15 protein-coding genes are annotated in these 20359 nt (G+C 72.9%); 4 read left to right on the top strand and 11 right to left on the bottom strand.

Annotation, left to right across the window (positions count from 1 at the left end):
• Positions 1-303 precede the first annotated feature (303 nt).
• From OP86_RS19730 to OP86_RS19740, 3 genes are all read left to right on the top strand, one after another.
• The gene (locus OP86_RS19730; protein WP_234435057.1) at positions 304-1275 is read left to right on the top strand and encodes a ParA family protein; all 972 of its coding nucleotides are present in this window, start codon (positions 304-306) and stop codon (positions 1273-1275) included.
• Complete coding sequence (locus tag OP86_RS19735; protein ID WP_030059665.1) at positions 1272-2360, top strand: ParB/RepB/Spo0J family partition protein; 1089 nt, start codon at positions 1272-1274, stop codon at positions 2358-2360. The genes OP86_RS19730 and OP86_RS19735 overlap by 4 nt, the downstream gene beginning before the upstream one ends.
• A 132-nt stretch (positions 2361-2492) precedes the next feature.
• Positions 2493-3110: a GNAT family N-acetyltransferase gene (locus tag OP86_RS19740; protein WP_030259782.1), complete on the top strand. Its 618-nt coding sequence runs from the start codon at positions 2493-2495 to the stop codon at positions 3108-3110.
• Between the two features lie 91 nt (positions 3111-3201).
• On the opposite strand, the gene trxA is transcribed toward OP86_RS19740, so the two are convergent.
• The 7 genes from trxA to OP86_RS19775 form a co-directional block, all read right to left on the bottom strand.
• Complete coding sequence (trxA, locus tag OP86_RS19745; protein WP_030059663.1) at positions 3202-3528, bottom strand: thioredoxin; 327 nt, start codon at positions 3526-3528, stop codon at positions 3202-3204.
• A 134-nt stretch (positions 3529-3662) separates the two neighbouring features.
• Positions 3663-4628: a thioredoxin-disulfide reductase gene (gene trxB, locus OP86_RS19750; RefSeq protein ID WP_030059662.1), complete on the bottom strand. Its 966-nt coding sequence runs from the start codon at positions 4626-4628 to the stop codon at positions 3663-3665.
• Between the two features lie 173 nt (positions 4629-4801).
• Positions 4802-5791 (bottom strand): anti-sigma factor, encoded by a 990-nt coding sequence (locus OP86_RS33680; RefSeq protein WP_051830293.1) that lies wholly within the window; start codon positions 5789-5791, stop codon positions 4802-4804.
• The gene (gene sigM, locus OP86_RS19760) at positions 5788-6525 is read right to left on the bottom strand and encodes an RNA polymerase sigma factor SigM (RefSeq protein ID WP_030259785.1); all 738 of its coding nucleotides are present in this window, start codon (positions 6523-6525) and stop codon (positions 5788-5790) included. Before sigM ends, OP86_RS33680 begins: the two co-directional genes overlap by 4 nt.
• A 61-nt stretch (positions 6526-6586) precedes the next feature.
• The gene (locus tag OP86_RS19765) at positions 6587-8644 is read right to left on the bottom strand and encodes a protein kinase family protein (protein ID WP_051830294.1); all 2058 of its coding nucleotides are present in this window, start codon (positions 8642-8644) and stop codon (positions 6587-6589) included.
• A gap of 303 nt (positions 8645-8947) precedes the next feature.
• Positions 8948-11443, bottom strand: coding sequence for a murein biosynthesis integral membrane protein MurJ (gene murJ, locus OP86_RS19770; protein WP_051830295.1), 2496 nt, complete (start codon positions 11441-11443; stop codon positions 8948-8950).
• A 58-nt stretch (positions 11444-11501) separates the two neighbouring features.
• Complete coding sequence (locus tag OP86_RS19775; RefSeq protein WP_051830296.1) at positions 11502-14018, bottom strand: DUF6049 family protein; 2517 nt, start codon at positions 14016-14018, stop codon at positions 11502-11504.
• A gap of 395 nt (positions 14019-14413) precedes the next feature.
• Here OP86_RS19775 and OP86_RS19780 point away from each other — a divergent pair, with 395 nt between their 5' ends.
• Positions 14414-15841, top strand: coding sequence for a CCA tRNA nucleotidyltransferase (locus OP86_RS19780; protein WP_030259797.1), 1428 nt, complete (start codon positions 14414-14416; stop codon positions 15839-15841).
• Positions 15842-15940: 99 nt separating this feature from the next.
• Here the strand turns inward: OP86_RS19780 and OP86_RS33685 are convergent, their stop codons facing one another.
• From OP86_RS33685 to OP86_RS19800, 4 genes are all read right to left on the bottom strand, one after another.
• A complete protein-coding gene (locus OP86_RS33685; protein WP_157849786.1) occupies positions 15941-16969 on the bottom strand; it encodes an LppU/SCO3897 family protein in 1029 nt (342 codons plus the stop codon).
• A gap of 32 nt (positions 16970-17001) precedes the next feature.
• The gene (locus tag OP86_RS37505) at positions 17002-17667 is read right to left on the bottom strand and encodes an LppU/SCO3897 family protein (protein WP_030059651.1); all 666 of its coding nucleotides are present in this window, start codon (positions 17665-17667) and stop codon (positions 17002-17004) included.
• A gap of 106 nt (positions 17668-17773) precedes the next feature.
• Positions 17774-19093: an MFS transporter gene (locus OP86_RS19795; RefSeq protein WP_234435058.1), complete on the bottom strand. Its 1320-nt coding sequence runs from the start codon at positions 19091-19093 to the stop codon at positions 17774-17776.
• 127 nt (positions 19094-19220) lie between these two features.
• Positions 19221-20303, bottom strand: coding sequence for an inositol-3-phosphate synthase (locus tag OP86_RS19800; RefSeq protein ID WP_030059649.1), 1083 nt, complete (start codon positions 20301-20303; stop codon positions 19221-19223).
• Between the last annotated feature and the right edge of the window lie 56 nt (positions 20304-20359).

Below are 20359 nucleotides of genomic sequence, written 5' to 3' on the forward strand. Positions count from 1 at the left end.
CGGGCGGCCACTGAAGGCCACTGGCACGGACGGCCGCTGACACGGGCGGCCACTGGCACGGGCGGACGGATCTCCTGAACGGGGGAACCGTCCGCCCGTCGTCGTCCCGGCGACGGGCGGGGCGAGGCTCCCCCAGCCTTCGGCCGGGAGGTGCCCCCGGACACCGGAGTGTCGCAACGTCAGATTTCCGGCATAGCGGGCATGGTGTTTCACGTGAAACGTCGCTCCTTGCTCTCGGGCATCCTCCGCCGTGACCGGGCGGCGACTGTTGCCGCTCCGGTTTCACGTGAAACACTGACCCCCATGCAGGACTCGGAGACCATCGACCAGATCGATGACACGCCCATCGCACGGGCTGCCCAGGCTGCGGTTCAGGCGATCGGCCGAGCGGGGGAGGGGCTTCCCCGGCCCGCCGCCACCCGGGTGATCGTGGTCGCCAACCAGAAGGGCGGGGTGGGCAAGACCACCACCACCGTGAACATGGCCGCCTCGCTGGCCATGCACGGGCTGCGCGTCCTGGTCGTCGACCTCGACCCGCAGGGGAACGCCTCCACCGCGCTCGGCATCGACCACCACGCCGAGGTGCCGTCCATCTACGACGTCCTGGTGGAGGGCAAGCCCCTGGCCGACGTGGTGCAGCCGGTGCACGACGTCGAGGGGCTGTTCTGTGTCCCCGCCACCATCGACCTGGCCGGCGCCGAGATCGAGTTGGTCTCGCTGGTGGCCCGGGAGAGTCGCCTCCAGCGCGCCATCGCGGCCTACGAGCAGCCGCTCGACTACATCCTGATCGACTGCCCGCCCTCGCTGGGCCTGCTGACGGTCAACGCCCTGGTCGCCGGCCGGGAGGTGCTGATCCCGATCCAGTGCGAGTACTACGCGCTGGAGGGCCTCGGCCAGCTGCTGCGCAACGTCGAGCTGGTACGCGCGCACCTCAACCCCGAGCTGCACGTGTCGACCATCCTGCTCACCATGTACGACGCCCGGACCAGGCTGGCCGCCCAGGTCGCCGAGGAGGTCCGGACCCACTTCCAGCAAGAGGTGCTGAGCACGGCGATCCCTCGCTCGGTGCGCATCTCGGAGGCGCCCAGCTACGGGCAGACGGTGCTCACCTACGACCCGGGTTCGACCGGGGCGCTGTCGTACCTGGAGGCCGCCCGTGAGCTCGCGCTGCGTGCGGCGGGCCAGGGTGGCTCGCTGGTGGGGCAGCAGCGGGACGGCCAGCAGGGGCACGGCGCCCCGGTGGCACAGCACGGCACGACGGAGGGTCATCAGTGAGTGGTCGCAGGGTTGGTCTGGGCAGGGGGCTCGGGGCGCTGCTCCCGTCGGCTCCGCCGGAGGTCGGCGGGGCGGCGGGACAGCCCGCCACGGCCGCGCCCGTACCGGCCTCGGTGGTGACGGCCGGAACGGTCTCGCCGGCCGCCGCGCCGGTGCTGCCGTCCGGCCGGGGGACGGTGGCTGATCGGGCCCGTACCGAGAGCCGGCGGGAGATGGCCGACCGGAGGGCCGAGCCGGCCGAGGTCGCCGGGGCGCGGTTCGCCGAGCTGCCGCTGGACGCGATCACCCCCAACCCGCGCCAGCCGCGTGAGGTCTTCGACGAGGACAAGCTGGTCGAGCTGGTCAACTCCATCAAGGAGGTGGGCCTGCTCCAGCCGATCGTGGTGCGTCAGACCGGGGTGGACAGCTTCGAGCTGATCATGGGCGAGCGTCGCTGGCGCGCCTCCCGGGAGGCCGGACTGGAGCGGATCCCGGCGATCGTCCGGGCCACCGAGGACGACAAGCTGCTGCTGGACGCCCTCCTGGAGAACCTGCACCGGGCCGAGCTGAACCCGCTGGAGGAGGCCGCCGCCTACGACCAGCTGCTGCGGGACTTCTCCTGCACCCACGAGGAGCTGGCCGAGCGGATCGGCCGCTCCCGCGAGCACGTCTCCAACACGCTGCGGCTGATGAAGCTCACGCCGTCCGTCCAGCGCCGGCTGGTGGCCGGAACGCTGATGGCCGGGCACGCGCGGGCACTGCTCGGTGTGCCGGACGCCGATGAGCAGGAGCGGCTGGCCAAGCGGATCATCGCGGAGGGTCTCACGGTGCGCAACATCGAGGAGATCGTCAAGGTGATGAAGCTGGAGCAGAAGCCCGCGCGCCAGGCGCCGAAGGCGGGCAAGCTGATCTCCCCGGCCTTCAACGACCTGGCGAGCCGGCTGTCGGACCGCTTCGACACCCGGGTCAAGGTCGAGGTGTCGCAGCGCGGCGGCAAGCTGGGCAAGGGCAAGGTGGTGCTGGAGTTCGGTTCGGTCGAGGACCTCAACCGGATCCTGGACAGCATGGCCCCCGGCGAGGACGGTCTGCGGCTGTCGCAGGGCTGACCCGGGCAGTGGGGCCGAGGGCACCGACCCGATGGGTGCATGCTTCACGTGAGCGCTGTTTCACGTGGAACATGCACCCATCGGTGTTTGTGGGGGAATGCTCGACCGTGGAGTGGAGGAGGAGGTGCGGGCATGGGACGCCGGATCGCTCCGCTGACGCTGGACAACCTCGGGGACCTGCCGGACGGCTGCCGCTCCTGTGTGTTCTGGGAGCTGGACCCGGTCAGCGCCAAGGAGGCGGTGGAGTCCGGGAAGCCGGAGCTGGAGAAGGAGGGGTGGATCTCCACGGTGCTGCTGGAGTGGGGTTCCTGCGGCCGGATCGTCTACGTGGACGACCAGCCCGCCGGGTTCGTGCTCTACGCGCCGCCCGCGTACGTGCCCCGCTCGCAGTCCTTCCCGACCAGCCCGGTCTCGCCGGACGCCGTTCAGCTGATGGTCAGCCGGGTGCTGCCGGGCTACCAGCGCCAGGGGCTCGGCCGGGTGCTGGTGCAGACCGTGGCCAAGGACCTGATCGGGCGCGGGGTGCGGGCGATCGAGGCCTTCGGCTCGGTCGGACGGCCGCCGACCAGCTGCGTGCTGCCGGCCGACCACCTGCTCGCGGTCGGCTTCAAGACCGTCCGGCCGCACCACCGCTACCCGCGGCTTCGGCTGGAGGCGCGGAGCACGCTCTCCTGGCGGGGGGACGTGGAGGGGGCACTGGAGCGGCTGCTCGGCGGCGGGCGCAAGGAGCCCGCGCTGCGGCCGCTCTAGCCGGACCCCGGACCCCGGACCCCGGACAACGACGGCGGCGGGGGTCCCCACCTGGGGAGCCCCGCCGCCGTACGGTCGACGTCCTGGCGACCTAGATGAAGTCGGCCAGCTCGCGCAGCAGCGCGGCCTTCGGACGGGCACCGGTGATGGACTTCACCGGCTCGCCGTCCTTGTAGACGATCAGGGTCGGGATCGAGATGACGCCGTACTGGGCGGCGGTCGCCTGGTTGGCGTCCACGTCGAGCTTGGCGATGGTGAGCTTGTCGCCGTGCTCGGCCGCGATCTCGTCGAGGATCGGGGCGACCTGGCGGCACGGGCCGCACCAGGTGGCCCAGAAGTCGACCAGCACGGGCTTGTCGCTCTTCAGGACGTCGGTCTGGAAGGACGCGTCGGTGACGGTGGTGGTGGCGCCGGCCACGGGAACTCCTCGGGTTAGGACGGAGGGGGCTGCTGCCAGGTGAACAACGGACGGGCCCGTTCTGTTTCTGCCTGGCCGGGGCGGGGGTGTTTCACGTGAAACACCCCCGCGGGGGTGGGTCGGTGGCCCTGGGGTCAGACCGCGACGGCCGCGGCCTTGGCCTCCAGGTCGTCCAGCGCGGCGAGGTAGCGCTCGGCGTCCAGGGCGGAGGAGCAGCCGGTGCCGGAGGCGGTGATGGCCTGGCGGTAGGTGTGGTCCACGACGTCGCCGGCGCCGAAGACACCCGGGATGTTGGTGCGGGTCGAGGGGGCCTCGACCTTGAGGTAGCCCTCGGCGTCGAGGTCCAGCTGGCCCTTGAACAGCTCGGTGCGGGGGTCGTGGCCGATCGCGATGAACAGGCCGGTGACGGCCAGCTCGCGGGTCTCACCGGTGGTGGTGTCGCGCAGGGTGACACCGGTCAGCTTCGGGTCGCCGTGGATCGCCTCGACGGCGCTGTCCCACTCGAAGCGGATCTTCGGGTCGGCGAAGGCGCGCTCCTGCATGGCCTTGGAGGCGCGCAGGGTGTCGCGGCGGTGGATGATCGTGACGCTCCTGGCGAAGCGGGAGAGGAAGGTCGCCTCCTCCAGGGCGGTGTCGCCGCCGCCGACCACCGCGATGTCCTGGTCGCGGAAGAAGAAGCCGTCGCAGGTCGCGCACCAGGAGACGCCGCGGCCGGAGAGCTTGTCCTCGTTCGGCAGGCCGAGCTTGCGGTGCTGGGAACCGGTGGTGACGATCACGGCACGGGCCTTGTGGACGTTGCCCTCGGAGTCGGTGACGGTCTTGATGTCGCCGGTGAGGTCGACCGCGACGATGTCGTCCGGGATCAGCTCGGCGCCGAAGCGCTCGGCCTGGGCCCGCATGTTGTCCATCAGCTCGGGGCCCATGATGCCGTCCCGGAAGCCGGGGAAGTTCTCGACCTCGGTGGTGTTCATCAGGGCACCGCCGGCGGTGACGGCGCCTTCGAAGACCAGCGGCTTCAGGGAAGCCCGGGCCGTGTAGAGAGCGGCCGTGTACCCGGCCGGGCCGGAACCGATGATGATCACGTTACGGACGTCGCTCACTGCATCTCCTGGTTCGCATCGCGACCCGCGTTAGCTGCGGGGAGGGCGGTCCTGCTCCGCCGCCCGGGACAACGATTGCCCAGTGTCTCGCATTCCCAGGCGGATCAGTACCAGGTGCCCGGACTCCGGAAGCGGCGTGCCGCGCTGGGCGTGGATCGCATGGGAACCTTCGGTCAACGGCTGGGAACGACCTCCTGCAGGACGACCGGCCCGCAGTCGGCGGCGCGCAGGTAGACCTCGACGAAGCCGGGCCGGTCGGGGGCGGGGTAGACCAGGACGTCGACCGGGGCGCCCTGGTAGCTGCCCCGATCGGTGGCCAGCGGTATGCCGGAAGCGGGGCCCTGGCAGGACGGGGAGGCGGGCGGAGACGTGGACGGCGTGGTGGCGGGGGAACCGGGGGAGGAGAGCTCCGGCCGGGCGCCCTCGGCCGGGAGGGCGGCGTCGGACTTGGCGGGCCCGGTCGCCCGCAGCCCCGGGGCACTCCCCGAGCGGGCCAGCAACTGCTGGATCTGGGTGGCGAGCCGGTCAGCCTGGTACACGGTGCCGGGGCCGGCCGCGTGCGGGGTGCGGGCGCTCTGCTCGGCGGCTGCGGTGCCCGCCGGGGCGCCCGCGGTGACCGCGGTGCCACCGGAGCGGTCGTCGGGGTGCAGCAGCAGCGCTCCGCCGAGGCCGATGGCGGCCAGCGCGGCGGCGGCGAGCAGCAGGCCGATCCGTCGGCGCCTCGGGCGGCCACGGCCGGGGCCGGTGGGGGCGCCGGGCCGGGCCGCGGGCCGGGAGGGCGCGGAAGGCCCCGCGGCGGGGCGTACGGCCGGGGCCGGGGCGGAGGCCCGGCGGGCGGCGGCGGGGGCCTCCTGCGGGCGGTCGGCGGCCTCGCGCTCGGCTCCGCGTTCGACGCCGGCCTCGGCCTCGGCCGCCGCGGCGAGTGCGGCGTCCAGCCGGGCTGCGACGTCGGCGGGCATCGGAGGGGCCTCGACGGCGCCCAGCAGTTCCCGGACCTCGGCGAGCGCCTCGACCGTCTCCCGGCACTCGGTGCAGCCGGCCAGGTGCCGCCGCAGCGTCTCGACGGCGTCGGGGGAGTCGACCAGCCCCTCGGCGAGGTCGGCCAGCTGCTCGATCGGCGGGTGGTCCCCGGCGTGGTCGGGGGAGGAGAGATGGGCGGTCATCGCGTGCTCGCGTCTCCTTCCAGAATCGTCCGACCGGTGCTCGGGCCTGTTCCTGTGACGGTGCGGGGGCCCTTCGGGTTCCCCGGGGCGTCCGGTCGCGGCGGCGGGGCCGAGCCGGGGGCGCCCGCTGTTTCACGTGAAACACCCGTCCCGCCGTCGTTCTCGCGCAGGTGCCGGACCAGCGGGAGCAGCCGGGCGCGGCCGCGCGCGCAGCGGCTCTTCACGGTGCCCACCGCGACGCCCAGCAGCTCGGCGGCCTCGGCGACCGGGTAGCCCTGCATGTCGACCAGGACCAGGGCGGCCCGCTGTTCGACGGGCAGCGCGGCGAGCGCGGTGGTCAGCTCGCGGTGCAGCTCGGCCCGGACCACCGGGGAGTCGGCCGGCTCGGCGGCGCCGACCAGGGTGTCGAGCCGCTGCGGGTCCTCGTCGAGCGGGGTGGTGCGGCGGGTGGCGGTGCGCCGGGCGCGGTCCAGGCAGGCGTTGACCACGATCCGGTGCAGCCAGGTGGTGACCGCCGAGCGGCCCTGGAACCCGGCGGCGGCGCGGAAGGCGGAGACCAGGGCGTCCTGGAGGGCGTCGGCGGCCTCCTCGCGGTCGCCCAGGGTGCGCAGGGCGACCGCCCAGAGCCGGTCACGGTGGCGGTTCACCAGCAGGCCGAAGGCCTCCTGGTCACCGGCGACGTGCCGGGCGAGCAGCGTCGCGTCGTCGTCCGCCCGGTCCACGCCGTCCGTCACCGCCACTCCTTGGTACTCGTCGTCCGCGCGCGTCGTCGGACGGTCCACCGTGACCGGCGGGTCAGCCGGTGACCTTCACCTCGGCGACGTGGCCGCGGAACCTGCCGTCGGCATCCTTCGTCAGGCTGGTCAGCCAGATCAAGAGGTAGCGCGTGGTGACCGGGTTGTCGAGGGTGTACTCGACGTTGGGCCCGGACTTCTTCCCGACGACGGTGAAACCCTCGGGCCTGGCCTGCATCGGGTTTGCGGCGGCGGCCGGGGTGGGCACCCGCAGCTCGGCGGCCTGCTCGCCGCCCGCGAACTGGACGTTCACCGAGGAGACCAGCTGCGGCGAGCCGAGGTCGATCAGCAGGCCGGTGCCCGACTTGAGGGAGGGCCGGTTGGGGCCGAGCTGGTCGACGTACCAGCCGGTGGTCCAGGAGGTGTTCGGGTCGCCGTCGATGGACTTGCCGACGGACTCGGTGCCCTCCGGCCCGTCACCCAGGGGGTTGTACGACTGCGCCTCCTTGATGGCGACCGGCACCGGCGCGTGCGTCGGCGGGTGCGTGGTCGGCGTGCTGCTGCTGCTGACCGAGGGCAGCGGGGAGGCGACGGCGCCCCCGGTGTGGCGCAGGTTGTCGACGAACTGCCAGGAGGCGACGCCGATCGCGCCCAGGGCGACCGTCCAGGCGGTGGCCTTGACCGCCCGGCGCAGCCGCCGGCGGGTGCGCCGGGAGGCCGTCGGGCGGGAGGAGGCCGGCAGCGGGGCGACCGTGGTGTCGGCCACCCGGGTGGGGTTGGGCGCGGTGGGCAGGGCGTGGGTGTTGTGCCGGGGCGGCGTCGGGAAGGCGGGCAGCTCCGGTTCGGGCTGGCGGATCCGGGGCATCTGCGCGATCGCCCGGACCAGCTCCTCCGGGGTGGTGATCGGCTCGGCGTGGTGCGGCGGGTGGTCGAACAGGGCCCGCGCGGCGAGCTCGGACAGGCCCTTGTGGACCCCGGCGCGGACCTGGTCCGGAGTGGCGTTCTGAAGGCCCTTCGGCAGGCCCTGGAGGTCGTAGCGGTCCTCCGGGTACGGCCAGCGGTGGGTGAGCGCGGCGAACAGCAGGGCGCCGATCGCGCGGGTGTCGGCGCGCTGGGCGTCCTCGGCCGTCCCCTCGGTGGACAGCCCGCGCAGGGCGGCGTCCACCGCGATGCCGTTGATCCGGTACTGACCGCTGTCGGTGCGCAGCACGCAGCGCGGGGTGAGCCGCAGGTGGGCCTGGCCGCGGCGGTGGGCGGCCGCGACGGCGTCGGCGACCTGGCGGACCATCTGGTACGCCTCGTGCGGCTCCATCGGGCCGTTGGCGAGCAGCCTGGCCAGGTCGGAGGAGTGCGGCAGCCACTCCCGGACGACGTAGACCAGCTCGCCCTCCTGGACGGCGTCCAGGACCTGGACGAAGCGCGGGTCGCCGAGCAGGGCGGCGGACTTGGCCGCGGCCAGCACCTTGCGGGCCCGCTGGTGGCCGGAGGCCATCAGGTGGACGCCGACGGCCCGGCGCAGCTTCTCGTCGACGGCGCGCCAGCTGCTGAAGGTCTCGGTCTGGGAGATGCACTCCTCCAGCCGGTACCGGTGGCCGATCATGTCGCCGCTGCGGCGCTGCGGCGCGGGGAGGGTGCGCGGGAGCGTGGCGGTGTCGCGCGGGTCGACGGTGGGCTGCGGGTCGGTGGGGAGGCGCTTGGCGGGCGCGGGCTCGGGGGCGGGGGCCGGCCTCTTCCGGGGGGCGTCGGCGCCCAGTTCGGCGCGGATCTCCTGGACCGAGAGCGGAGCGGTGATCTCCGAGGTCTCCTCGGAGACGGAGGCCTCCGGTCCGGCGGACCGCGCGCCGTCCTCGCGGGAGTCGGAGGCGGAGTCGGCGTCGGAGTTGGGGCCTGAGTCAGAGTTGGAGGCGGAGTCGGGGCCGTCGCCGGAGTCCTCGCCGTCCTCGCGGGCGTCCTCGGAGTCGGCGGCAGCGGTGGAGGCGCTCCTGCCGGCGTCCGCGCGGGCGCGCCCGTGGGCGTCCTTCGCGACCGCGAGCCCGTCGACCGCCGCGGCCAGCGCGGCCTCGTCCGCCGCCGCGTCAGCTGTTGACGTGTCGACGACCGCCTTGGTGCCATCAGCCACCGTGGTCCTGCCTCCCCTTGTGTCGCCCCGGCCTGAGAGAGTCGCTGGAGCCCGCGGGTTGGCGGCCCTGTGCTCCAGGACAATTGTGCCCACTCTTCTCCACCGGGTACGACCGCTGAGGGGTCCGCTCGGTTGCGTGCGGGTGGAGAGATGTGGTGCAGAACCGACACCGGGTCGCCATCTCGCGGCCGGGCGTACCCGGGCGGGCCGGCGGCCCAGCACTCGGCCGGACGAGCGGAGGAGCCGTGCGCTCCGGTTGACGCCCGGTCAGGGCGCCCGCTCGTCCGGCCGGTCGTCGGACGGTCAGCGGCCCAGTCGGCCGCGGACCATGCCCAGCATGGCGTTCAGTTCCTCGATCCGCAGGCGCTTCGCGATCAGCACGAAGACGCCCAGCTGCAGGCCGCCGGCCACGACCAGCGCGGCCACGCTGCCCGGCCAACCGCCGAGCACCCGCTGGACCCCGAGGCTGGCGCCGAGGCCGACCAGTGCGGCCGGGACGCAGGCGGCGGCCAGCCGGCTGTAGGTCCTGCCGATCCGCTTGGTGTCCAGTCCGCCGATCTTCTTCTTCAGCTTCGGCACGGCCACCGTCACCCCGACGGCGTACGCGAGGCCGTAGCCGAAGGCCATGCCGACCACCGTCCACTCGGCGGGCAGCAGCAGCCAGCACAGCACCGAGAAGCCGGCCTGGCAGACCGCGACCCAGACGGTGTTCGAGAACGGCGTCCGGGTGTCCTCGTAGGCGTAGAAGCCGCGCAGCATCACGTACTGGGCCGAGTACGGGATCAGGCCCAGGGCGAAGGCGGAGAGCATCAGGCCGACGTTGGTGGCGTCGGTCAGGACGGTCTCGTTGCCGCCGACCGCGTAGATCGAACGGCCGATCACCGGCCCGAGCGAGAGGAACAGGAACGCCCCCGGGACGACCGCCACCGCCGTGGTGCGCAGGCCGTAGGAGATGTCGTCGCGGACGGCTCCGGCGTCCTCGTCGGCGGCCGCCCGGGAGAGCCGGGGGAGCACCGCGCTCATGATCGAGACGGTGATCACGGCCTGCGGGAGCTGCCAGATCAGCAGGGCGTTGGAGAACGCGGCCAGGCCGACGCCGTTGTGGCCGGCCGCCGCGGCGGCGTCACCGGCCTTGGTGGACAGCTGGGTGATCACCAGGTAGCCGGCCTGGTTGGCGAGCACGAAGAAGAACGTCCACTTGGCCAGCCGGGCGGCCTTGCCCAGGCCGTGGCCGCGCCAGTCGAAGCGGGGCCGGAAGCGGAAGTCGGCCGCCCGCAGGTACGGGATCATCGCCAGCGACTGGACGACCAGGCCGACCAGGGTGCCCAGGCCGAGCAGCCGGACGCCCTCGGGCGAGATGGACTCGGGGGTGACGTGGGTGGTGCCGAAGCCGCCGTAGACCCAGATGTACGCGGAGAAGGTGAAGATCACCACGATGTTGTTGAGGACCGGGGTCCACATCATCGCGCCGAACCGGCCGCGGGCGTTGAGGATCTGGCCCATCACCACGTGGATGCCCATGAAGAAGATGGTGGGCAGGCAGTAGCGGGCCATCGCGACCGTGGTCTCGGCGCGCTCCGGGGTGGCCATCATCGGGTGGGCGATCAGCTGGACCAGCACGGGTGCGCCGAACACGGCCAGGAACACCACGCCGCCGAGCCCGACCATCACCAGGGTGAGCAGCCGGTTGGCGTAGGCGGTCCCGCCGTCGTCGTCGTTCTTCATGCTGCGCACCAGCTGCGGCACGAAGACCGCGTTCAGCGCGCCGCCGCCGATCAGGATGTACAGCAGGGTCGGCAGGGTGTTCGCCGCGTTGTACGAGTCACCCATCACGCCGACGCCGATGGCCGCGGTGATCACCATGGTCCGGACGAAGCCGGTGCCGCGGGAGACCAGTGTGCCGGCCGCCATGAGCGCGCTGGAGTTCAGCAGGTTGGCGACCTTGCCGCCGCCACCACCGGCCGCCGGGGCGGGCGCGGCCGCGGGCTGCTGCTGCGCGGCCTGCTCCTCGGCGACGATGTCGGCCAGCGGTTCGACCGCCGGGGGCACCGCGACGGCGGCCACCTGCATGGTGGCCTCCTCCTCGGAGAGCGGCGGGTCGAACTCGATCGGCGGCACGAAGGGGCGCGGCCCGTCCGTACCGGCGTGCTGCGGCCGGGCCGGGTAACCGCCCATCGGCGGGTACGGCGCGGGCGCGCCGGGCGGCACGCTGCCGGGGGCGCCCTGGGCGCCCTGGGCGGCCGTCGGCTGGGCCGGGTGCGGGGCCGGGAAGGGTTGCGGCGGCGGGGCCGCGGCCTCCGCCGGACGGCCGCCGAACAGCGCGTCCACCCCGACGTACTCGGTGGTCTCGCTGTCCCAGGCGGAGTGCGCCGGGCCGGGCTGCCACTGCTGCCGGGGCTGCTCGGTGCCGCCCCAGTGGCCGCCGCCCGGAGCCGGGGCCGACTCCTGCTGCCAGGCGCCCTGCGCCGGGGCGTCCCAGCCGGACTGCACCGGCGGCACCGGGGGCGAGAACTGCTCCGCCGCCGGGTACGGGACCGGAGGCACCGGCGTCGGGTAGCCGCCACCCTGCGGCGGCAGCTGCGGCGGCACGTCGTACGCGGCGGCCGGCGGCTGCGGGGCAGCCGGCCGACCGGCCTGCAGACCGTACGGGTCCTGGCCGTCCTGCTGGTTCCCGTAGGCGTCGGCCGCGTACGGGTCCTGGGCGTAGGTGTCGGCCACGTACCAGTCGCCGGACGGCGACTCGGCGCCCGGCCGGCTCTCACCGCGGCCCGGCGGCCGCTCCTCGCTGCGCCCGGTCATGTCACCTCTTCGCTGTCGTGGGGGGAGGCCGGCCCGGGGTTACGGGGGGTCGGCGGTATCAAGGACCAACCTTCTCATCACTGGCGGCCCTATCCCGGCCATCCGGGCTGCTGCCGCGCGGTGTCTGCGCAGGACCGTCACCGGCGGCGTCGCCCGTCGGGGCGTCCCCGTCGGCCCTGGTGGCGGCGTCGGACGCGCCAGCTCCGGCCGTCCCGTCGGCCTCGTCCGCGGTCGGCACCCGCGCCGCGGCTCCGCCCGTCACCGGGTCGTCACCGACCGGCTGGTCGCCGTCCTCGTGCGGTTGCCCGCCCCGCCGCTTGCGCTGGCGCATGAAGCGCAGCGCGGCCAGCAGCAGCAGTAGGCCGGCGCCCGCGAAGACGTACAGCACGCCGTTGGTCACCGAGGTGACCTCCACCGTGAACGGCTGGGCGTCGCCGTACGGCCTCGGGTTGGGGCCGGTGGTCCACAGCTGGGCGGTCATGTTGACCGGCCCGTTGTTGTGCGCCTCGGCCTGGAAGCGGAGGGTGGCGCTCTGCGAGGCCGGGAGGACCAGCTCCTCCTCCTTGCCCACCCGCAGCCTGTTCGGCTGGGTCGAGGTGAGCACCAGCTTCAGGTTGGTCACCGTCTGGGTGAGGTCGTTGCGGACGCTGACCTGGAGCAGACCGGTGTCGCCGGCCAGGGTGACCACCTTCTTCGGCGGCACCTGGACGGCCTTGGTCAGCTCCTTCAGGTACGTGGTGACACCGGTGCGGTAGGCGGCGCCGGCCGGTGCCTGGGTGCGCCACTCGGTGGACAGCGAGCGGACCATGGCGGCGCTGAACGGGCCGCGCACCCGCTGCGGCAGGGTGAGCACCCGCATCAGCGTGTCCAGGCCGAACTGGATGTCGGCGGTGCTGGTGAGGTCGGAGGCCGGCAGCTCCGAGGCCCGCGCCTGGTTCGGGTAGTCGGCGGCCGCCGGGACGTCGGTGTTGGCCTTCGGGTCGGGCGCGGACTGCGCCACCGTGTCCAGCTTGACCGGGGCGATCCACTTGTCGGAGGCCGTCTGCAGGGCGGTCGCCAGCACCTTGGCGGTGTTGACGCTCATCTCGCGCGGCGGCATGACCAGCAGGCCGCGCTGGTTCTGCGGCTGCTCGTGGGTGATCGCGAAGGTCTCGGCGAGGAAGCGCTGGGTCGCCTCGGTCTGGTCCTTGGGGGTGCTGAGGTCGCCGTGGAACAGCGCGGAGACCGTCTCGTCGGCGACCACGGCGCTCTGCCCGTTGCCGATCGGGCGCACCGCGTTGGGGGTGTAGGTGAGCGAGTCCGGCTCCGGCATGCTCGCCCCGTTGACCAGCACCAGCCCGCTGCCCGCCTGCTGGGCGAGGCCGGTGATCTGCTGGTCGACGAAGCCCTGGTAGGGCCAGGCGACGTCGGAGCGGGTGTCCACGGAGAGCCGGCCCTCGACGGTCAGCCGCCCGGCCGTGGCCGCCTTGCCCAGCGCGGTGGTCACCGCGGTCAGGTCGGCGCCGTTGTGCGCGATCGAGGCGAGGTCCGGGTCGGCGTACGGCAGCGAGACCACCTCGCTGCCCGGCTTGGCGACGGCGGCCCGCAGCTTGTCCAGCCAGGCGGTGGCGGCGGCCGAGCCGTTGACCAGGACGGTGTTGTCCTCCCTGGCCGGCTTGCCCGCGGACTCGGTGCCCGGGTTCTGCACCCGGTACGGCTTGGTCATCGCGAGCGCGGCGTCCAGCAGGTCCGGGTCGATCACCCAGGTCAGCCCGTTCAGCTTGGCGCCGGTGTCGACCAGCTCGTACAGCCGCCCGCCGGGGGCGAACTCGGTGGCGAGGCTGTCGTCGCGCAGGACCGGGACGGACTGGTCGTTGTCGGCGACGGTCTGCGCGGCCAGCACCGGCGCGTGCGTCAGCGGCCAGAGCGCGGCGACCTTCGTCGGCTGCGCCTCGGCACCGCCGGGGTTGAACGGCAGGAAGGTCCGGGCGATGCCCAGGGCCCGGTCGTGCGAGTTGTCCGCGGTCGAGCCCCAGGCGTCCACCGCGAGCTCGTACACGCCGCTCGCGGACATTCCGAGCTCGTTCACCGCGACGCTCAGCGTGTACGGCAGCGTCTGGCCCGGGTTGAGCTCCGGCAGGGCGTACTGCGGGCTGTCCAGCTCCACGCCGTCCACGCCGCTCGGCGTGGAGCGGCCGGCCACGTTGGCCAGGTCGCTGCGCCGGTCCAGCGGACGACCGGAGTACGGCTTGCGGACGGCGGCGTGGGCGCCCTTGAGCGCCGACTTGCCGGCGTTGGTGACGTGCCCGCTGATCGTCACGGTGCCGTTCGGGGCGGCGACCTGCGGGGCCAGCGTCTCGATGGTCACGACCACCGGGAACTCGGCGGAGCCGGTGGAGTCGGCGGCCGGATGGACGTCGCCACCGGTGGGCAGGGCACCGGCCGGGGCGGCCGCGAGGAGGGTCAGGGCGGCCGCGCAGGCGGCGGCGAGGCGCAGACCGGCACGACGGACGGGATGCCGTCGTCCGGCGGGGCTCTCGGCCCGTCCAGGCTGTCGGTGCGCCCCCAGGCCCGAGTGCCGTGTCGGCTCACTCACTCGCTTCGCCCTCGCCGTTCTCGATCGCTTGCCGCTGATGCTGGTCGCCCGGCGCGGTGCGCCCGACGTTCTTCGCTTGGAAACCTTGGAATTCTGAAACGCTTGGAACTCTTCTGGAACTCTTCGCCCGACGCCGTCGCCGCACCGCTGCCGCGGGGGTCCCGCAGGTCGTGGCGGCACGCGACACCGCATCCCCTGTCCGGTGCCCGAGACTCGTCCACCGGCATGGTAACGATGCAGCCCGGGATGCAGTGTTGCGGGCTGTGGGGTGAGACGCCCAAAACGCGCGGGCGGTTGACCTGCCGGGGCACGTACCCTTGTGAGCCGTGTCCACTGCCAATGAGTCCACCGCGCGCACCGACCGTTCCAGCACCGCCGTCCAGGTCGTACCAGGCCTGAGCGAGGCCCAGACCCTGGGCCTGCAAGAGCTGCTGCGGGTGTCGCCGGTCGCCGACGAGATCGCCCGCCGCTTCGAGGCGGCCGGCCACCGGCTCGCGCTGGTCGGCGGCTCGGTACGGGACGCGCTGCTCGGCCGGCTCGGCAACGACCTCGACTTCACCACCGACGCCCGCCCGCATCAGGTCCTCAAGCTGGTCAAGGGCTGGGCGGACGCGGTCTGGGACGTCGGCATCGCCTTCGGCACCGTCGGCGCCCGCAAGGACACCGCCGAGGGGTCCTTCCTGATCGAGATCACCACCTACCGCTCCGAGGCGTACGACCGCACCTCCCGCAAGCCCGAGGTCACCTACGGCGACACCATCGAGCAGGACCTCGTCCGCCGGGACTTCACGGTCAACGCGATGGCCGTCGACCTGCCCGGCCGGGGCTTCGTCGACCCGCACCACGGCCTGGACGACCTGGAGGCCCGGGTGCTGCGCACCCCCGCCACCCCCGAGGAGTCCTTCTCCGACGACCCGCTGCGGATGATGCGGGCCGCCCGTTTCGCCGCCCAGCTCGACTTCGACCCGGCGCCCGAGGTGGTCGCCGCAATGACCGCGATGGCCGAGCGGATCACCATCGTCTCCGCCGAGCGCGTCCAGGCCGAGCTCAACAAGCTGCTGCTGGCCAAGCACCCGGTGAAGGGCCTGCGGCTGCTGGTCGACACCGGCCTGGCCGACCACGTGCTGCCCGAGCTGCCCGCGCTGCGGCTGGAGCGCGACGAGCACCACCGGCACAAGGACGTCTACGAGCACTCGCTGACCGTCCTGGAGCAGGCCGTCGACCTGGAGCAGGACGGCCCGGACCTCACCCTGCGGCTGGCCGCGCTGCTGCACGACATCGGCAAACCGCGCACCCGCCGCTTCGAGTCGGACGGCCGGGTCTCCTTCCACCACCACGAGGTGGTCGGCGCCAAGATGACCCGCAAGCGGATGCGCGACCTCAAGTACTCCAAGGAGCTCATCGAGGACGTCTCGCGCCTGGTCGAGCTGCACCTGCGCTTCCACGGCTACGGCGGCGGCGAGTGGACCGACTCCGCGGTGCGCCGCTACGTCACCGACGCCGGGCCGCTGCTGGAGCGCCTGCACAAGCTGACCCGCTCCGACTGCACCACCCGCAACCGGAAGAAGGCGGCCACCCTCTCGCGGACCTACGACGGCCTGGAGAAGCGGATCGCCGAGCTGAAGGAGCAGGAGGAGCTGGACGCCGTCCGCCCGGCGCTGGACGGCAACCAGATCATGGAGCTGCTCGGCCTCAAGCCAGGCCCGCAGGTCGGCAAGGCGTACAAGCACATGCTCGAACTCCGCCTGGAGCACGGCCCGATGGAGCACGACGAGGCGGTCACGGCGCTGCGGGCCTGGTGGGCGGAGCAGCAGCAGGGCTGATCCCGGCCCGTGTTCGGGCTGCGGCCCCGGCTCCGGCCACGACGACGCGAGGGGTGGTCCCGGCACTCGGCCGGGGCCACCCCTCGCGCGTGGGCCGGGCTACTTGAGCTTCTTGAGGCAGAGCACGTAGTTCAGGGCCGGGAGGTTGGTGTAGGTGCGGGTGTACCAGCTGTCCGCCTTCGGCTGCTGCTCGCAGACCTTCTCGTCGGACGTGGCCGGGTACTTGTAGATCACCTTGTACTGGGCCTTGGCGTCCGTGCAGGGCAGCACCGAGACCTTGGGGTGGGTGTCCGTGGTCGCGCCGACGGTGCCGTTCTCGTTGCGCAGGCAGTCGCCCGCCTTGGCGGTGTCGACGCTGTCGGCCGGGTCGCTCGGGGTGGTGACCGGCGGCAGGGTGATGCTCGGCACCACCGGCAGCGTGAAGGTCGGCGAGGGGAAGGCCGGCGGGGGCGAGAAGGTGAAGGTGGAGGCCGACGGCGAGGGTGCCGCGGTGATCGGGTCGGAGGGGCCGTCGTTCTTCGTCGGGCCGAGCACCCCGGCGCCGGCCAGCACGACGGTGACCGCCAGCGAGACCGGCACCAGCAGCATCGCGATGTGCGGGCGGCGGGTCAGCGGGACGCCCGGGTCGAGCTGCGGGCCGTGGGTGCCCGGGACGGGCGGCTGCAGCTGCTTGAACTTGCTGTGCGGGACGAGGTTCAGCAGCAGGGTGATCGGGGTCAGCAGCCACGACACCAGGCTCCACCAGCCCTGGACCAGCGTGCGGGCGGACATGTCGCGAACGGTGGCCGTTCCGCAGGTGCGGCAGAACGGGCCGGACATCCGCAGCATCCGGTAGGCCACGAGCAGGCCCTGGTGGCCGCGGACGGTGGCCTGCACCGCCGGGTAGCCGCCGCAGAACCGGCAGGTCAGGCCGTCCGTGGGGGCCGGCGGCGGGTACCCGTAGCCGTAGCCGGGCGCGGGCTGCTGGTAGCCGTAGGGCTGCTCGGGCGGCGGCGGGGGGCTCGGGTAGCCGTACCCGGGCTGGCCGGGCGGCGGGGGCGGTGCGCCGTAGGCGCCGCCGGAGGAGTACGGGTTGCCGTCGCCGGGTGGCGGACCGTACGGCATCTGGGGCGGAGGCGGAACGGACAAGGTGGTCCCCCGGGAAGGAGTGGCGGAAGAGTTCAGGACTTCTTCACCGGCGGGACGCCGGTGGTGGCGGGTGTCATCGGACCGAGGCAGAGCACGTACCGCTTCTTGTTCCAGCGGCGGCCGCTCTTGCCGGAGACGGCGCTCGTGGTCTGCGGAGTCTGCTTGCAGCGGTTCACGTCGGTGGTGCCTTCGAACTTCGACAGGACGCGGTAATTCGCCTTGGAATCCGTGCACTTGACGATCTCGACATCACGGGAGCCGCTCACCCGCACACAGTCGCCGGGCTTGGCGCTGCTGACGCTCGGCCCGGCGACGAAGTACCCGACCACCAGGGCCATGCCGCCGCCGACCAGGCCGACGGCCTTCAGCTTGGACTTGGTGCCGAGCTTCTTCGCGGGTGCGCCCGGTGCGGTCGGCGCGGCCGGTGCCGGAGCGGAGGGCTGCGGGTACCCGTACGGCCCGGCGGGCGGCTGCTGCCCGTACGGCTGCTGCCCGTACTGGGGCTGTCCGTACGGCTGTTGCCCGTACGACGGCGGCGGCCCGTAGCCCGGCGGGGCCGGCGGCGTGGGCTGCCCGTAGGCGGGGGGAGGCCCGTAGGGCGCGGCCGGCGGGGGTCCGTACGGTGCGGTCGGCGGGGGGACGGGCGCACCGTACGGCGGTGCGCCTGGCGGCCCGTACGGGTTGGGCGGTGTGCTCATCAGTTCGTCCCCCGAGACAGAGTGCTGTCGCTTCGACAGGTCTGACACCTTAGCGAGTCGGTCGGACGCCATCCGTCCCGAGTCCCGGGGATTCCGGGAGTGCTGGTCAGGGCAGTGGGCGGCGGCGGGCGGCGCGCAGGTAGAGGACGGCGGTGAGGGCGTACACGGCGGAGACCCCGACGACCACCGTGACCGAGCGTCCGGACAGCGGCAGCACCAGCGCGGTGACCAGGGCGGCGGCGACGAAGGCGACGTTGAACAGCACGTCGTAGATGGCGAAGACCCGGCCGCGGAACTCGTCCTCGACCGACTCCTGCACCACGGTGTCGGCGCAGATCTTGGTGCCCTGGGTGACCACCCCGAGCAGCAGGGCGGCGATCAGACAGGGCACCAGGGTGAAGCCCAGCCCGAGCGCCGGGACGAAGACCACCGGGGCGACCAGGCAGACCGTCATCCAGCCGGTCAGACCGAGCCGGCGGGTGCACCAGGGGCTGACCACCGCGGCGACGAAGAACCCGGCGGCGGAGAGGCCGACCGCCTGGCCGAGGGTGACCAGACCGGCCGCGCTGTCGGCCGGGTCGTTGAAGGTGTAGCGGGCGAGCATCACCACGACCACGATCAGCACGCCGTAGCAGAACCGGGCCGCGGTGACGGCGGCCAGCGCGTGCACGGCGGGCCGGCAGTCCCGCACCAGGTGGCGCACCGCGGCGCCCAGTTCGACCGCGGCCCGCACCAGGGCCTGGCCGAGCGACGGGCGGTCGGCGTGCTGGTCCGGGCCGAGCAGGTCGCGGTCCATCCGCCGGGCGGCCAGCGCGGCCGACAGGTAGAGCAGCGAGGCGACCGTGACCAGCGCGGCGTCCGCCGTGGGCCCGGGCGCCATCACCTGGTGCAGCAGGAAGCCGATGCCCCCGCCCAAGGCGGCGGCGACCGTCCCGAGGGTGGGGGAGAGCGCGTTGGCGGTGACCAGTTGGTCCTGCTCCACCACCCGGGGCAGCGCGGCGGACAGACCGGCCAGGATGAACCGGTTGAGCGCGGTGACCAGCAGGGCCGAGGCGAAGAACAGCCAGGTCGGCGCCTCGGCCAGGAGCAGCGCGCCGGTGCCCAGGCCCAGCCCGAAGCGGGCCAGGTTGCCGACGTACAGCACCTGCCGGCGGCGCCAGCGGTCCAGCAGGACCCCGGCGAACGGGCCGATCACCGAGAACGGCAGCAGCATCACGGCCAGCACCGAGGCGATGTCGGCGGGGGACGACTGCTTCTCGGGGGAGAAGACCACGTACGCGGCGAGCGAGACCTGGAAGACGCCGTCCGAGAGTTGGGAGAGCACCCGGGCGGTCAGCAGCCGCCGGAAGTCGCGGCCCCGGAGCAGATCGACGAGCGTGGCGCGGTGCGCGGACTGGTGGGTGCTGCCGTTCTCGGTGATCGCCACGTGCCCAGGGTGCCATGGAACCGGCCGACGTTTCACGTGAAACATTGGCTGCGAAATGGTGAAGGGCCCACGATCAGGCGATCGTGGGCCCTTCCGGAGAGCTAGCAGCGAGTCAGCCGCTCAGCGCTCAGCGCTCGACCTCACCGCGGATGAACTTCTCGACGTTCTCCTTGGCCTCGTCGTCGAAGTACTGGACCGGCGGGGACTTCATGAAGTACGAGGAGGCCGACAGGATCGGGCCACCGATGCCGCGGTCCTTGGCGATCTTCGCGGCGCGCACGGCGTCGATGATGACACCGGCGGAGTTCGGGGAGTCCCAGACCTCCAGCTTGTACTCCAGGTTCAGCGGGACGTCGCCGAACGCACGACCCTCCAGGCGGACGTAGGCCCACTTGCGGTCGTCCAGCCAGGCCACGTAGTCCGAGGGGCCGATGTGGACGTTCTTGGCGCCCAGCTCGCGGTCGCGGATCTGCGAGGTGACGGCCTGGGTCTTGGAGATCTTCTTGGACTCCAGGCGCTCGCGCTCGAGCATGTTCTTGAAGTCCATGTTGCCGCCGACGTTCAGCTGCATGGTGCGCTCGAGGATGACACCGCGGTCCTCGAACAGCTTGGCCATCACGCGGTGCGTGATGGTGGCGCCGACCTGGGACTTGATGTCGTCACCGACGATCGGCACGCCGGCCTCGGTGAACTTGTCCGCCCACTCCTTGGTGCCCGCGATGAACACCGGCAGGGCGTTCACGAAGGCGACCTTGGCGTCGATGGCGCACTGGGCGTAGAACTTGGCGGCGTTCTCGGATCCCACCGGCAGGTAGCAGACCAGGACGTCGACCTGCTGGTCCTTGAGGACCTGGACGACGTCGACCGGGGCCTCGTCCGACTCCTCGATGGTCTCCAGGTAGTACTTGCCCAGGCCGTCGAGGGTGTGGCCGCGCTGCACGGTGACGCCGGTCGGCGGCACGTCGCAGATCTTGATGGTGTTGTTCTCGCTGTTGCCGATGGCGTCGGCCAGGTCGAAGCCGACCTTCTTGGCGTCGACGTCGAAGGCGGCGACGAACTCCACGTCACGGACGTGGTACTCACCGAACTGGACGTGCATCAGCCCGGGGACCTTGCCGGCCGGGTCGGCGTCCTTGTAGTACTCGACACCCTGCACCAGCGACGCGGCGCAGTTGCCCACGCCCACGATGGCTACGCGAACCGAACCCATTTCCGGTTGCTCCCTGTGATCTCATGAGGACCGCCGGGGTCGGCGGCACTCGTCCT

This window comes from Streptomyces novaecaesareae, from assembly GCF_000716875.1.
GTDB lineage: Bacteria > Actinomycetota > Actinomycetes > Streptomycetales > Streptomycetaceae > Kitasatospora > Kitasatospora novaecaesareae.